We start from the raw sequence: 13,128 nt of genomic DNA, 5'->3' as shown, positions 1-13,128 counted from the left end.
TCCCCGCTCATCCGCGTTGGACGGTTATGGTGAAGACTCCTTTATTTTTTCGCATAGCGCTTGGTGGCTCATATGTGGGGCACTGGGTTCCATTAGGACAACGTTTTCATTAGCGAAGACACCACCCTGAGCAAGAGTCCAGGGTAGCAAGGATTGCGAAGCTCTTCAATGCATGTTGAGCGGGTAATATCCAGGATGGTGTGGAATGTGTTGCAGTTGATTCAACAGAACACCGGATGGTTCTCGATAAACAAACTTCTGATCCTAAATGTGACGCAAGGGCGACCGACGCATTGTAAATTTGGAGGAGTCCTTCTTATTGGGTGGAACCCTTTCCTGTATTTTGGGTCTGTGACTTGAGTTTTTCGGCAGAGATCCAACCTGTTTTTCCCATTGGGGTTTGAACCTGGTAGACCCATCCGGTTGCCTGATAGGCTCCATCCAGAATCGTGAGTGTTTCTCCTGGTTTCACGATGGGCCCAGGCGTGGTGTTAGCAGGATCACCCATCAGCAGGGACCTTCCAAGAGTATCTCTCAGCGACACTTCCTGATTCTCGTGAAACATTGGAGGTGTGATGCCAGTCTGGTCTTGATTCCTGGTGCTGGCAGCCGTATCGGTGGTGGTCCCTTGAGGCATAAATGTATTTGAGTTGAGAGCCCAATAGGCTGCTCCAACAATCAACAATAAAAGTACAATCCAGAGAAGCGGTTTCCTTGAAGGAGGCTTGGATTGATTGAGATCGTCCTCTTCCAATCCTTCGTCAAATTCCAAATCTTTGTCAGGCTCCTGGGCAAAGAGCACGTTCCATCGAGAAGGTTGTTCTGGGGAGAACACCGCACCGATTGTCGAGGTCATCATGCCTATCTCCTTTTTGTCGTGAGGTCTGCAAGCAGTGTCAGTGCCGGATTGGCGTGGTATGAAATTGCCACATCAGCAAGTCGTGTACGAAGAAATACCCATTCATGAAGTAATTAACATCCCTTCTATTTCCTGTCAAATCTTCCCAGCATATTGATGCGGGACTATGATCTCTTCATATGGCAAACACCGCGCACAGGATGAAACGATCCCGTCCATTCCTAAGGATACAATGATTCGAGTTACCTGTTGTCCCCGGCCATGAGGATTGATATCGGGATCAGCGTTATGGAAAATACATCTCGGAAGGAATCTGAAGTTGCGGAGGGAACATGAAATCGTACCGGGAAGAACTCTGGTTTCAGACCAAAGAACGAAGAGAGTATCGGAATATTACGTCTCAGGTGGAACGTGTGGTACAACAAAGTGGGATTCAAGAGGGATTTGTCCTGGTGAATGCCATGCATATCACAGCGAGTGTCTATATTAATGATGACGAAGCCGGTTTGCTGCAGGATTATGAACAGTTCCTTGAGCGTCTTGTGCCGCAGACGGGAACCTACCGGCACAATCTAACGGGAGAGGACAATGGTGACGCTCATATCAAGCGTCAAATCATGGGCAGGGAAGTCGTTGTAGCTATCACCAAGGGACGATTGGACTTTGGTCCATGGGAACAAATTTTTTACGCGGAATTTGATGGGAGACGTCGCAAGCGGGTGTTGGTGAAGATTATTGGAGAGTAGTGAGTTGGCAAACGGGTTCCAGTCATGTGAAAATACTTTGGAAATATTGATGATCTGCCTTCTCGGAAAATTTTTACCTTCGCCTGGAATCGTGAAAACTCATGAATGCAATGTCTAGTTGGTATCGTCCTGATCCCCTCACTCGGGATCTGATTCATCTCATTAATGCCAGGCGGCATGAACATGGTGATCCAAGTTTGGCCATTGAAGTGTTGCAGGCCTTATTGGATCAGGATCGTGAACATGAGGTCCTCACCGTTCTTGCAGCCTTAGACGAAAATATGGCGGAGTGGTTATTCGATTTGCTGGCGGAAGCGGCCAGCTCCTGTCTGATGGAGGATGAGAGCGAAGACAGCGAGATGTATGGAATCCTTGCCTCGTTTGAATTATCACTCCAAGCCAATTTGGAGTATCCATTGAAATTGAAAATTGATCCTGTGGAAACGGCGGATTTGTTGCGGAAACATCTGCATGTCCCGTCAGGGGCGGTGATCACGGTCGAACCGAGGCTTCTCACCGATTCCACATTGGAATTTTTAAGCTTACAGAAGATTCACGATCATATTTCCAACCTTGCTGAAGGACAGCCACGTCAGACGATTGCGGCGAGGCTTCATCCACCCGTTGAAGCCACCGCGTTTTTATTTTTTGAAATTCTTGGCGTTCCTGATACGACGTTGCCGGAAGCCCTTTCCGAAGACGATTGTCAGGCCATTATGGATCATCTGGTGAGTCAATGCCCCGAAGTCGCCAAGGCGCCGCAACTTTTGGAGGCTCCTAATTACGCGGCCTATGCCTTGTATGATGCACAAAACGCCGTTCGGCTTCATCGATTGGCTGATGAAACAGCTGCCGTGTGGCATGATCTGGAAGGTCCGGTTCGAAGCCGAACCGTGGTGCATCTGCATACCCAATGCGGGAATGGCGTGTATATGCCTGTGTGGACCGACCTGTTTGATCCGGATCTTCCTGAAGACCATGGACCGATTTGGACATCGCCGGATGTGTGGGTGTTTACGGCAGATTTGCCAATTGAATGGCCGGGGGAATTGTTAACCAATCGCCTGCTGGCCGAGGGCTGCACGCGATTTGAAAATCACATTGTGGAAGCCACTGACAATTAAATATCAACCTTGGGCGGTCATGGGACCTCGTTCATTGTTTGGGGATCTGCCCGGCCAGCCGCCTGACGTAAGTGATCGATCAACTTGGGAGGAACCCGTAGCGAACCGCGCCCCGTTCCGACCGAAATTTCAGGCTTGAAGGCGCCGTGAAAATCACTGCCTCCCGTCATGAGTAAATCGAATTTGCGGGCTAAGTTGAGATTGATGGAAATTTGGCGAGCGGAAAACGTTCCATAAAAGACTTCAAGCCCTCGTAATCCCTGCTCCACCAACATCCGGCATGAGTCCGTCGTCTTATCGGCACCTAATCCCTCCCAATAGGGATGAGCAAGGATAGGGATGCCGCCGGCCTCAGTAATCCATGTCATGATTTCAGCCGCCTCAGGAACAATTCGCCGAACATAAGCTGCGCCTCTGACTCCCAGGAAACGATCGAAAGCTTCTTTCATCCCCTTTACGTACCCCTTTTCAATTAACATTTGCGCGATATGTGGGCGACCCGTGGTTCCGCCTCCGGCAACATGCTCCACTTCAGCGAAAGAAATCTCCACTTTGAGGGTGTGAAGACGGTCAAGGATGTGGTGAAGGCGATCAACGCGTGTCGCGCGAAGCTGCTCGAGTCTGGTTTGAAACTGAGGATCAGCGAGATCAATGAAATAGCCGAGCATATGCGTTTCCCGCCCCTGAAACTCTGTACTTAATTCAATACCGGGTATGATTTCAATCGGGAGATGATGAGCGGCTTCCATGGCTTCCGGAAGCCCCTCAGTCGTGTCATGGTCGGTAATGGCCAGGACACTCACGCCTTGTTGATGAGCCAGTTCCACGAGTGCGGTGGGCGAAACACTCCCGTCCGAGAAATGGGTGTGAGTATGCAGATCGATACGGCTCATGAGATCGTTGGGGTTTTATGGTTTCCGTGCCAAAATGCGTGCGGTATATGCCCGTGCCGAAGAGCTTTCATGATCCCCTTCGTCGTAATGGAGAATTCTGAGCCCTTGAAGAAGTGTGAGTAATTCATTGGTTTCCAGGCAGAACTCTTTTCGGCGTGGGTGTTGCCGATGAATATGGTTGTCAAGAAGGAAGGTTTCATACATGAGGACGCCGCCGGATTTCAGGGCGTTAACCAGTTGAGGAAAGAGGGGCCGGTACAAGTAGAAGAAGACGATAATCACATCGTACACGGCTGTGCCCAAGTCCGGCGGATATTGCGGATTCGCTTCTAAGTCTATGCATTCGGTCGTTATCAAGGGTAGGGCCGCTTCTTGGGCTTGGTCCTGAAGCTCCTTGAGCGCGTCGGCATCGCGATCGATGCCATGAACCGAAAACCCTTTGGAAGCCAAATACATGGCATGACGACCTCGTCCCGTTGCCACATCTAACACCGTTCCGTGAGGAAGTCGGGAGAATTGGTCTACTAGAAATGGAGAAAGATGCTTGTGATCAAGGGAAGCGATTGGTTGGCGCGATCGGATCAATTGGACCCCGACAGACCCCTCAATGCTTTTCAACGGAGGGCGGATTTTTCTGACCCATATTTTGAGACGTGTAATGGGAAATTCATGAAGCAGGGCTTGGCAGATGCTCTCCGCCAATGTTTCAATCAGCGAAAAGGCCTGCCCTTCCCCAATGTCTAAAATTCGTTGCGTGATTGTTCCGTAATCCACTGTATCGGAAATGTGATCACTCTGAAAGGCCGATTGATTAGGGCATCGGAAGGTCAGATCGACCAGAAGAGGTTGAGGTTGCTGCCTTTCCGTTTCAGTCACCCCGCATCGTGCGGACAACTGGATTCCTTTGAGAATGATAGATGAGGACATGAGCCATTATGTCAGAACTGCCTTGTCCTGTGCATGTGATATTTAAAAGGAGGGGATTCGTCGTTCCAATCGTGTTCCGAAACAGAGGGGTTGGATGAGGTTTCATTCAGGAGGTGTTGATGACATTCGGGAAATGGATCTCCCGCCCGCGGTGGATTCGCCGCAAGGCTCACCCGAGATTGGGGTGGATCCTCGGTGGCCTTTCTTGCGTCATTCTGCAGGGTTCCTGTGAATGGGGTGGTTCATCCACAATCATGGTGACGGCTGAAGAGTTTCGATTTACTCCTGCCCGGATTGAATGGGTATCCGACCAGCCTCTTCGTCTTCTGATTCGGAATCATGGACGGGAAAGACATGTGTTTCACAGCCCGGAATTGTTCGGACCGGAGGCTGGCGTCCTATGGCATCAGCCAAAGGTGGCGCTTCAAGAAGCCAATGCCGTTGTCCTTCAGCCTGGTCAATCGATTGAGTTGTCTTTCACCGCGTCTGCCGGTCTCTATCCCTTTCGCTGTTGGGAGTGTTGAATAATAAAGATTTTCAAGGGCAAATTGGCCCAGGATTAGATTACTCATCAAAGGCTCAGGGTCGGTTCAAAAAAGTCCGTCCAGCAAGGCCGCAGCCGTTTTTACGCGCGGAGCGTACGTTGAGTACATGAGCACGGAAAAATGGCGAGAACGCGGCTGGCGGCTTTTTTCAACAGACCTCTGTTGGATAAAAGGGCGCACGGGCATGAAGGGCACGATCCTCGTCAAAGATCGTTCTTCAAAATTATGAATGTTTTATCAAGGAAATCACAAAAAGATCGCCAGACAACCGCAACGCTGTGGTTTTTTTATTGGCTTAGGTCGAAAATTCAAGATCCTCCAAGACTGGAGGGACTTCAATTATCTAGAGAATGTTGGAAAGGCCAAGGGAGACGACTGACAGAATGCTTGCTGGTGTCAGTCAGTCACCAGCAAGCGATGTTTTATTTGCCTGGGACAGCGTCAATGGAGGTTCTGGACTTGGCGTCACGTTCGCAACTCAACGTGGCGAGCATTTTCTGGCCAGAAGTCGCATCACTCGGAATTCGGGAAAGACAGGCTTCAAGCGTGTCGCCTTGTGTGCCGGTAGAGACTCGAGTCGGTCCAGTCGTCACGGCTTTACCTTCAGCGTTTGACGATGGTGAAGCCGGAGAAGCTGCCGAGCCACTTGCACCAGTTGCGCCGCCATTCATCCCAGCGCAGCCCATGGTCAAGGTTGCGAGGCCGAAGGAAGCATAAAGGAACATTGTAGAAAATGGTTTCATAGGTCGAACCCCTCCTCAATGGATAAACAAGTCGCGAAATATACTTGAGACTCCAGAAAAAAACAAGGTGCGGACGTCAAAATCTTCTTTCCTGATCTCTTTCGCGTCTGGGTTGTTTCCAATCTGATTACCTTGACTGGTATAGGGTTTATTGCTACGGTAAAATTTTCTCTCTATGCATAGAGTGCGTACGGAATTATTCATGATATACCTCATTGCTCGGCTGTTCCAGGGTCAACCTGGGGGCCAAGGTCAAGTGTTGTGACCTTTCAAGATATTATTCTCTCCCTTCATCAGTTTTGGAAATCCCACCACTGCATTTTGACTCAGCCGTATGACACTGAAAAAGGGGCCGGGACGTTTAATCCGGCGACATTTCTTCGCGCGATCGGCCCTGAGCCTTGGCGTGCGGCCTATATTGAACCCTGTCGAAGACCAACCGATGGACGATATGGAGATAATCCGAATCGCCTTCAGCATTACTTCCAATATCAGGTGGTGTTGAAGCCGGCTCCTGCGGATTCGCAGGATCTGTATCTCCAAAGCCTTGCCCATTTAGGATTAGATCCCTATCAACATGATATTCAATTTCTTCAGGATGACTGGGAGTCTCCCACGTTAGGGGCTTGGGGGTTGGGATGGGAGGTCCGGTTAGATGGAATGGAGATCACGCAGTTTACCTACTTTCAGGAAATCGGGGGGTTGGAGTTAGATCCGGTCACGGTGGAGTTAACTTACGGGTTGGAACGCATTGCCATGTATTTACAGCAGGTCGATAACGTTTATGACCTGATGTGGACAGAAGACGTTCGATACGGCGAACTCTATCATGAATCCGAAGTTCAGTTTTCCGTCTACAACTTTGAGGCGGCGGATGTGGATTTGATTCAGACCAGCTTTGATCGCTACGAAAAGGAATGCCAACAGTTACTGGAGCATCCTCGGGGACTGGTGTTACCGGCCTACGACTGCTGTATGAAATGTTCCCACCTCTTTAACTTGTTGGATGCGAGAGGAGCGATCAGTGTGGCGCAACGGACAGGCTATATCGGCCGGGTCCGAAATCTTGCCAGGAAATGTGCTCAAGCCTATCTTGGTCAGCGGGAGCGGATGGGATTTCCACTCTTAGGCCACGCGGCGGCTTCCGCCCGTCCTCATAGAAAACAAAAAGTTATTTGAATCGATGCCCCGATGCGGGGTTGTAGCACATACGCTTATGGCAACATCAAGAACACCCCGCAAAAATGTCAAGGCCAAGGCGGTCTCAAAATCTCAGCCCAAGACTGTATCTTTTTTGTTGGAAATTGGGACGGAGGAATTGCCGTCGGCTGTTCTTCCGCAGGCATTGGAAGATCTGGCAAATCTTGGGCAACGGCTCTTTGCGGACAGTCGGTTGAAGTATGAGTCCTTGACGACCGTTGGCACGCCACGTCGGTTAGCCTTGCTGGCCAAAGGGGTGGAACCTCACCAAGCTTCTCTGACTCAAAACATATTGGGCCCGCCCGTCTCTGCAGCCTTCGATGCTTCGGGACAGCCCACCAAGGCGGCATGGGGGTTTGCCAAATCCCAAGGAGTGCCTGTTGACCAGCTTCGTATTCAAGAAACCCCAAAGGGGGCCTATATGGCGGTCGAAACACACCAACGGGGTCAGTCGGCCAAACGGGTGATCACGGAGGCACTTCCGCAGATCTTAAGTAAATTAGCTTTTCCGAAAGCGATGCGCTGGAATGCCTCGCGGGCGAAATTTGGTCGTCCGATTCGCTGGGTGGTCGCGTTATTAGGGGACCAATCGCTCACCGTAGAATTTGCCGGAATTCAATCCAGCGCCCTGACAAGAGGACATCGATTTTATCGGGCGAAAGGTAAAAAGCGGGGGCAGACGTTTCCACTCACCACCGCCAACAACTATATCGAGACCATGAAGCGACTGGGAGTGCTGGTTGATCCGGAAGAGCGTCGGCGTCTTATTACGCAAGAAGTCTCTCTGTTGGCTAAATCTGCTAAGGGTCAGGTTGACCCCATGTATCGGGATGAGCTGATTGAAGCAGCCGTCTTTGGTGTGGAATACCCGCACGCCATTCTCGGAACGTTTCAGAAGGAGTTTTTAGCGGTTCCCAAGCCGGTCCTGATCTCCTCGATGAAAGAGCATCAAGGGTTTTTCTCGCTGATGACAAAGGATGGCGCCCTCCTCCCAAAATTTATTGCGGTGACGAATATGCCGTGGGGAAATACCCCGCTCATGACCAAAGGGAATGAACGAGTCCTGGCAGCCCGCCTGAGTGACGCTCAACATTTTTTCAAAGAGGATTCGAAACGCCCACTGCATGAACGAGTGCCGGCATTAGAAGGCGTCCTCTTTCATCACAAGCTGGGAACCGTGCGTCAAAAAGTGGATCGGGTGGGTCACCTGGTCGGATGGATGGCTGAGCAGATCGGCCGGAAGGATCTGGATGAGGTGTGCCGACGCGCCGCTCTTTTGGCCAAGGCGGATTTGACGACCGGTATGGTGGGAGAGTTTCCGACCCTGCAAGGAGTGATGGGGGAAGAATATGCCAGGCACGATGGCGAATCGGCAGAGGTCTGTCGCGCTCTTGGCGAACAGTATTTCCCCCGATTTCCAGAAGATCAGTTGCCGACTGAACTCCCTGGTGTCCTACTCGCGGTGGCCGATCGGTGTGATTCCATCGTGGCATTTTTTGCGGCTGGAATGTCCCCCTCTGGCTCGGAAGATCCGTTAGGGTTACGTCGAGCCGCGTATGGGTTGGTGCGAATATTTGCAGAAACGCCACTCCGGCTGGCTATCACCTCTGTGGTGAATCGGGCGTTGGAGATCTTGGATGGACAAGGTGGGCGGGTGCGTGCCACTCCTCAGACCGGGTCAGAAGTGGTGGCGTTTATTGTCGACCGGCTTCGATTTTATGGCAGGCAACACCTGGGATTACGGGAAGATGTCATGGAAGCGGTCATCCGGATTCCCCATGCGATGGACTGTGACATGGGTGATCTGGTCGCACGCATGCAGGCCTTGGAGGCCATGGTGCCTCAACCGGATTTTGATCCGCTGATGATCGGGTTTAAGCGGGCTCACCGAATTGTCGAAAAAGAACAATGGACCAACGCGCAGCCCCTGCCTGAACAATTTGTGCATGAATCGGAGCGTCGGCTGTTTCAGGCCTTGGGGGTGATACAACAACACGTCCGCAGTTCAGTGAGTGACCGGAATTACGGAAAGGCTCTTCAGGCGTTGTTGGAACTCAAGGGCCCAATTGATGAGTTCTTCGGAGCCGTGATGGTCAATGATTCCGACCCACAGACACGGGCCAATCGCCTTTCCCTGTTAAAGGGGACGGATGACCTGTTTCTCACGGTAGCCGATTTGTCCTGTCTGCAACCGGCAAGTGGATAGCAATCGTTAATCGAAGAAGATTCCTGGCCGCTCCTGTGGAAGCGAGACGGTCAGTGGGAAGGAACATCCGATGGGGGATGGGACGGACCGCGGAGAGAGCCCCGAGATTTCAAGACGGGTGAAGCGCTTTACTCTGGTCGTCACGGTGGCCCTTATTATCGGTTGCAATGCCTTAATCCTGACAGGTCTTTGGGTGAGCGGAGTTGATTTGGAAAAAATTTTCTCAAAATCGGAACTCTATGATCCCATGAATGGGCATTGTGTCCAGGTCACCTGGTTAAAGGTTGTGGGCGCGGATGGGTTAGTGAAGGTCTGCTCCGAATGGCTTGATTTTTCTGATATCTCTGGTGAAACGCATCTGTTGCCGGAAGGAAAAACCCTCGCTATGGGGCCGGATGGGAACCTGTACGTCTCGGGGAACCCAGCCGAGAATTACCGATTGATTGCGCTCATGATTTTTGCCATAGTTGTCATAATTTCCGGCATGTGGACCAAGCAGATGCTGATAGCCAAATATCAGGACCGTCTTCAATCTGTAAATCATCATTCAACCTGAATGCTCGTGTATCCTACCTTTGTTCTGACAGCCAGCTCATATATTTATTTTTATACACCACGCCTGTCTCAGGCATCTTTGAGAAAAAAGTCTGTTGCCCGTGAGGGTCTCCATTCATCGGGGAGAATGGTTGGGAGAAGAATGTCGGACATTCAGTCTCCTCCTGTGACGACGTCTTTTTTTTCGAAGGGCCGCTGGGTCGGGTAAAGGAGAGCGAAGAAATGCGGCACAAAAAATATGTCTATTTCTTTGGCGGCGGCAAAGCCGAAGGATCCGGCAACATGAAGGAGCTCTTAGGAGGGAAAGGGTCGGGATTGGCTGAAATGACCAACCTGAAAATTTCTGTTCCTTCCGGGTTCACGATTACCACTGAAGCCTGTGTGGAATACTTTCATGCCAAAAAACGCTTTCCCGCCGGGATGTGGGATCAGGCGCTGAATGGCCTGCGGCAGGTCGAAAAAACCATGAAGGCCAGGCTCGGCGATCCGGACAATCCCTTGCTAGTGTCGGTGCGGTCAGGGGCACGGGCGTCGATGCCCGGTATGATGGATACGGTATTGAATCTCGGCCTCAACCAACAGACGGTTCAGGGTTTGGGCAAAAAAACCGGCAATCACCGGTTTGCCGTTGATGCCTACCGTCGGTTTATCACGATGTTTGGCAGCGTGGTGATGGGCATTCCCCGTGAGCGCTTTGAACATACTCTGGAGGCGATGAAACATGCACAAGGGGTCAAGCACGATACCGATTTGACTGAAGACGCCTTGGCGCAGTTAGTGGAGCAGTATCAGGAATTGGTCAAAACCGAAACCGCGCGGGATTTTCCGCAAGATCCATTTGAACAACTTCGGATGGCGGTGGATGCGGTGTTTGATTCCTGGTTTGGGGATCGTGCCGTGACGTATCGCCGGCTCTACGATATTCCCGATGAATGGGGAACGGCCGTCAATGTCCAGTCGATGGTGTTCGGCAACATGGGCGATACCAGCGGGACAGGGGTGGCCTTTACCCGGAATCCCGCGAACGGGGTCCCGGTCTTTTTTGGCGAGTGCCTGTTGAATGCCCAGGGCGAGGATGTCGTGGCTGGTATTCGAACTCCCCTGCCGGTCGTTGCGTTACAAGACACGTTGCCGGAGGCGTATAAGGATCTCATCAAGACCCAGCGTACCCTGGAAAAACATTATCGGGATATGCTCGATCTGGAATTCACGATCCAAGAGGGAAAATTATATATGCTGCAAACCCGGATTGGAAAACGGACGGGTATTGCTGCGGTTCGGATTGCCGTAGATATGGTTCGTCAGGGACTCATCGACCGGAGAGAAGCTGTGAAGCGGGTTGCCCCGGAACAACTCTCTCAATATCTGTACCCCATTTTCGAGAGCAGTGATGAGGCGAAATTTCAGTCAGTCGGTAAAGGGCTTCCAGCGGGTCCGGGAGCTGCGGCTGGCCGTATTGCTCTCACCCCGGATCAAGCCGTGGCCATGAAAGCCAGGGGGGAACGGACCATCCTGGTCCGTCATGAGACGAGTCCTGATGATATTCATGGGATGCATGCAGCGGAAGGATTTCTGACGGCTAAGGGTGGGATGACCTCGCATGCGGCTGTGGTGGCCCGTCAGATGGGAAAAGTCTGTATTGCCGGCTGTGATGCCGTGGAAGTCCTATCGAATGGAAAGGTGCAATTTGGATCCATGATTCTGTCTGAAGGAGATTTTCTCTCCTTGAACGGGTTTACCGGACAGGTCTATGCGGGAGACATTCCCGTGGTGGATTCCGAAGTGATCCAAGTCATTCAGGGAAGAATGGATCAGAAAGATTCTGAAAAGTATCAGTATTTCTCGACGATTTTGAAATGGGCCGATGCGTTCAGAGTGCTGAAGATTCGATCCAATGCGGACATTCCCGAACAAGCGCACATTGCACGAGGGTTCGGGGCCGAAGGTATCGGGCTCTGCCGGACCGAACACATGTTTTTTGCCGAAGACCGCGTACCCATCATGCAGCAAATGATCCTGGCATCCTCCAGAGAAGAGCGTGAGTTGTATTTAGAGCAGCTGTTGCCACTTCAACGGCAGGACTTTATCGGACTCTATCGTGAAATGAAGGGATTTCCGGTCACAATTCGCCTACTCGATCCTCCCCTCCATGAATTTTTGCCCAAACGCGAACATCTGCTGGTGGAACTTGCGAAGTTGGAAGTGACCAATGGAGATCCTCAGGTCATTCAGGAGAAACAACGGATACTGGATCGTGTCGAAGAGCTGCATGAGTATAATCCCATGCTGGGTCTTCGGGGATGTCGCCTTGGGATTACTATGCCGGAAATTACCCGTATGCAGGTTCAGGCGATTTTTGAAGCAGCCTGTGAAGTCGCCCGCGAAGGGAAGAAGATCGTGCCGGAGATCATGATCCCGTTGGTGGGAATGCCGTCGGAGATGAAAGCTCAAAAAGAACTGATTCAAGAAGTGGCGCAACAGACCATGGCGGAATATGGCATGAAGCTGAATTACCTGATCGGCACCATGATCGAACTCCCCCGCGCGGCGGTGACGGCAGGACGAATCGCCGAATATGCGGAATTCTTTTCCTTCGGGACCAATGATCTGACGCAAACGACGTTCGGGTTTTCTCGTGATGACGCAGGACCGTATATCGGGTTTTACATGGATCGCCAGGACCGGTGTCCGGTCTGTCAGCGGACCAACGTGGATTGGAAGAAAATGGTGTGCCGGATGTGTAAGGCCACGATCGACAAAAAGGCGGAAAATATTTTGGATGCAGATCCCTTTGCCGTGTTGGATCAAGAAGGGGTTGGAGCCCTCATGAAATGGGCGATTCAGGACGGGCGGAAGACACGTCCGTTAATTAAACTTGGAATCTGCGGAGAGCATGGTGGTGAACCAAGTTCCGTGGCTTTTTGTCATGAATTAGGCCTGAATTATGTGAGCTGTTCGCCTTACCGTGTGGCCATCGCACGGCTCGCTGCGGCTCAAGCCGCCGTGGCGGTGCTCGAACGTGAGGAGACTCAACGACAGTCTCGCTCAACGTCGGGTAACAGCGGTAACCCCCGAACGGTGGCGGCCAAATCCGGTCTCACCAAAACGGCTAAAAAGGCACCATCCACAAAAACAAGCGGGAAAAAAGTCACGAGCAGGAAGGTCGTGGCCGGAAAGAAACCAGCCACAAAGAAACCGGCAGCGAAGAGCGCAGTGAAGAAGAAAGCCGTGACGAAGACAAGGAGTAAAAAGAGTCCATCCAAGAAAACGGCTTCTTCGTCTCCTTCCCGTAAAAAACGCGCTACGGCTGCTATACGGCGGTGACGTCCG

Annotated in this window: 11 protein-coding genes; 7 read left to right on the top strand and 4 right to left on the bottom strand. The window is 51.5% G+C overall.

The window, feature by feature from the left end:
- Positions 1 to 316: 316 nt before the first annotated feature.
- Positions 317 to 859, bottom strand: coding sequence for an SH3 domain-containing protein (locus tag PQG83_RS09305; RefSeq protein ID WP_312748752.1), 543 nt, complete (start codon positions 857 to 859; stop codon positions 317 to 319).
- Positions 860 to 1,191: 332 nt separating this feature from the next.
- Between PQG83_RS09305 and PQG83_RS09300 the strand changes: the two genes are divergently transcribed.
- Both PQG83_RS09300 and PQG83_RS09295 read left to right on the top strand, forming a co-directional pair.
- The gene (locus tag PQG83_RS09300; RefSeq protein ID WP_312748751.1) at positions 1,192 to 1,605 is read left to right on the top strand and encodes a secondary thiamine-phosphate synthase enzyme YjbQ; all 414 of its coding nucleotides are present in this window, start codon (positions 1,192 to 1,194) and stop codon (positions 1,603 to 1,605) included.
- A 101-nt stretch (positions 1,606 to 1,706) separates the two neighbouring features.
- Positions 1,707 to 2,729: a hypothetical protein gene (locus PQG83_RS09295; protein WP_312748749.1), complete on the top strand. Its 1,023-nt coding sequence runs from the start codon at positions 1,707 to 1,709 to the stop codon at positions 2,727 to 2,729.
- A gap of 17 nt (positions 2,730 to 2,746) precedes the next feature.
- Here PQG83_RS09295 and PQG83_RS09290 read toward each other — a convergent pair whose 3' ends face one another.
- Positions 2,747 to 3,622: a PHP domain-containing protein gene (locus PQG83_RS09290; protein ID WP_312748747.1), complete on the bottom strand. Its 876-nt coding sequence runs from the start codon at positions 3,620 to 3,622 to the stop codon at positions 2,747 to 2,749.
- A gap of 15 nt (positions 3,623 to 3,637) precedes the next feature.
- Positions 3,638 to 4,549 (bottom strand): dihydroneopterin aldolase, encoded by a 912-nt coding sequence (folB, locus tag PQG83_RS09285; RefSeq protein WP_312748745.1) that lies wholly within the window; start codon positions 4,547 to 4,549, stop codon positions 3,638 to 3,640.
- 119 nt (positions 4,550 to 4,668) lie between these two features.
- Here folB and PQG83_RS09280 point away from each other — a divergent pair, with 119 nt between their 5' ends.
- Positions 4,669 to 5,073 carry a hypothetical protein gene (locus PQG83_RS09280; protein ID WP_312748744.1) on the top strand — a complete coding sequence of 135 codons (405 nt, stop codon included), beginning with the start codon at positions 4,669 to 4,671 and terminating at the stop codon, positions 5,071 to 5,073.
- 443 nt (positions 5,074 to 5,516) lie between these two features.
- Here the strand turns inward: PQG83_RS09280 and PQG83_RS09275 are convergent, their stop codons facing one another.
- The gene (locus PQG83_RS09275) at positions 5,517 to 5,837 is read right to left on the bottom strand and encodes a hypothetical protein (RefSeq protein ID WP_312748742.1); all 321 of its coding nucleotides are present in this window, start codon (positions 5,835 to 5,837) and stop codon (positions 5,517 to 5,519) included.
- Positions 5,838 to 6,098: 261 nt separating this feature from the next.
- Here PQG83_RS09275 and PQG83_RS09270 point away from each other — a divergent pair, with 261 nt between their 5' ends.
- The 4 genes from PQG83_RS09270 to ppdK all read left to right on the top strand — a co-directional run bounded on the left by PQG83_RS09270 (position 6,099) and on the right by ppdK (position 13,122).
- Positions 6,099 to 7,016 carry a glycine--tRNA ligase subunit alpha gene (locus tag PQG83_RS09270; protein WP_312748740.1) on the top strand — a complete coding sequence of 306 codons (918 nt, stop codon included), beginning with the start codon at positions 6,099 to 6,101 and terminating at the stop codon, positions 7,014 to 7,016.
- A gap of 37 nt (positions 7,017 to 7,053) precedes the next feature.
- Positions 7,054 to 9,243, top strand: coding sequence for a glycine--tRNA ligase subunit beta (gene glyS / locus PQG83_RS09265; protein WP_312748738.1), 2,190 nt, complete (start codon positions 7,054 to 7,056; stop codon positions 9,241 to 9,243).
- Between the two features lie 70 nt (positions 9,244 to 9,313).
- On the top strand, positions 9,314 to 9,799 hold the full coding sequence (locus PQG83_RS09260) for a hypothetical protein (RefSeq protein WP_312748737.1): 486 nt from the start codon (positions 9,314 to 9,316) through the stop codon (positions 9,797 to 9,799).
- Positions 9,800 to 10,020: 221 nt separating this feature from the next.
- On the top strand, positions 10,021 to 13,122 hold the full coding sequence (ppdK, locus tag PQG83_RS09255; RefSeq protein ID WP_312748735.1) for a pyruvate, phosphate dikinase: 3,102 nt from the start codon (positions 10,021 to 10,023) through the stop codon (positions 13,120 to 13,122).
- The last annotated feature ends 6 nt before the right edge of the window (positions 13,123 to 13,128 follow it).

Source organism: Candidatus Nitrospira neomarina, from assembly GCF_032051675.1.
Taxonomy (GTDB): domain Bacteria; phylum Nitrospirota; class Nitrospiria; order Nitrospirales; family UBA8639; genus Nitrospira_E; species Nitrospira_E neomarina.
Note: the sequence above shows the minus strand (reverse complement) of the source record. Positions and strands in the feature narration are given on the sequence as shown.

Excerpts from the sequence above, each read along its gene's own strand:
- ppdK (WP_312748735.1), top strand. The coding sequence starts at position 10,021 with ATGCGGCACAAAAAATATGTCTATTTCTTTGGCGGCGGCAAAGCCGAA.
- PQG83_RS09305 (WP_312748752.1), bottom strand. The coding sequence starts at position 859 with ATGATGACCTCGACAATCGGTGCGGTGTTCTCCCCAGAACAACCTTCT.
- PQG83_RS09295 (WP_312748749.1), top strand. The coding sequence starts at position 1,707 with ATGAATGCAATGTCTAGTTGGTATCGTCCTGATCCCCTCACTCGGGAT.
- glyS (WP_312748738.1), top strand. The coding sequence starts at position 7,054 with ATGGCAACATCAAGAACACCCCGCAAAAATGTCAAGGCCAAGGCGGTC.
- PQG83_RS09290 (WP_312748747.1), bottom strand. The coding sequence starts at position 3,622 with ATGAGCCGTATCGATCTGCATACTCACACCCATTTCTCGGACGGGAGT.
- PQG83_RS09260 (WP_312748737.1), top strand. The coding sequence starts at position 9,314 with ATGGGGGATGGGACGGACCGCGGAGAGAGCCCCGAGATTTCAAGACGG.
- folB (WP_312748745.1), bottom strand. The coding sequence starts at position 4,549 with ATGTCCTCATCTATCATTCTCAAAGGAATCCAGTTGTCCGCACGATGC.
- PQG83_RS09280 (WP_312748744.1), top strand. The coding sequence starts at position 4,669 with ATGACATTCGGGAAATGGATCTCCCGCCCGCGGTGGATTCGCCGCAAG.
- PQG83_RS09300 (WP_312748751.1), top strand. The coding sequence starts at position 1,192 with ATGAAATCGTACCGGGAAGAACTCTGGTTTCAGACCAAAGAACGAAGA.
- PQG83_RS09275 (WP_312748742.1), bottom strand. The coding sequence starts at position 5,837 with ATGAAACCATTTTCTACAATGTTCCTTTATGCTTCCTTCGGCCTCGCA.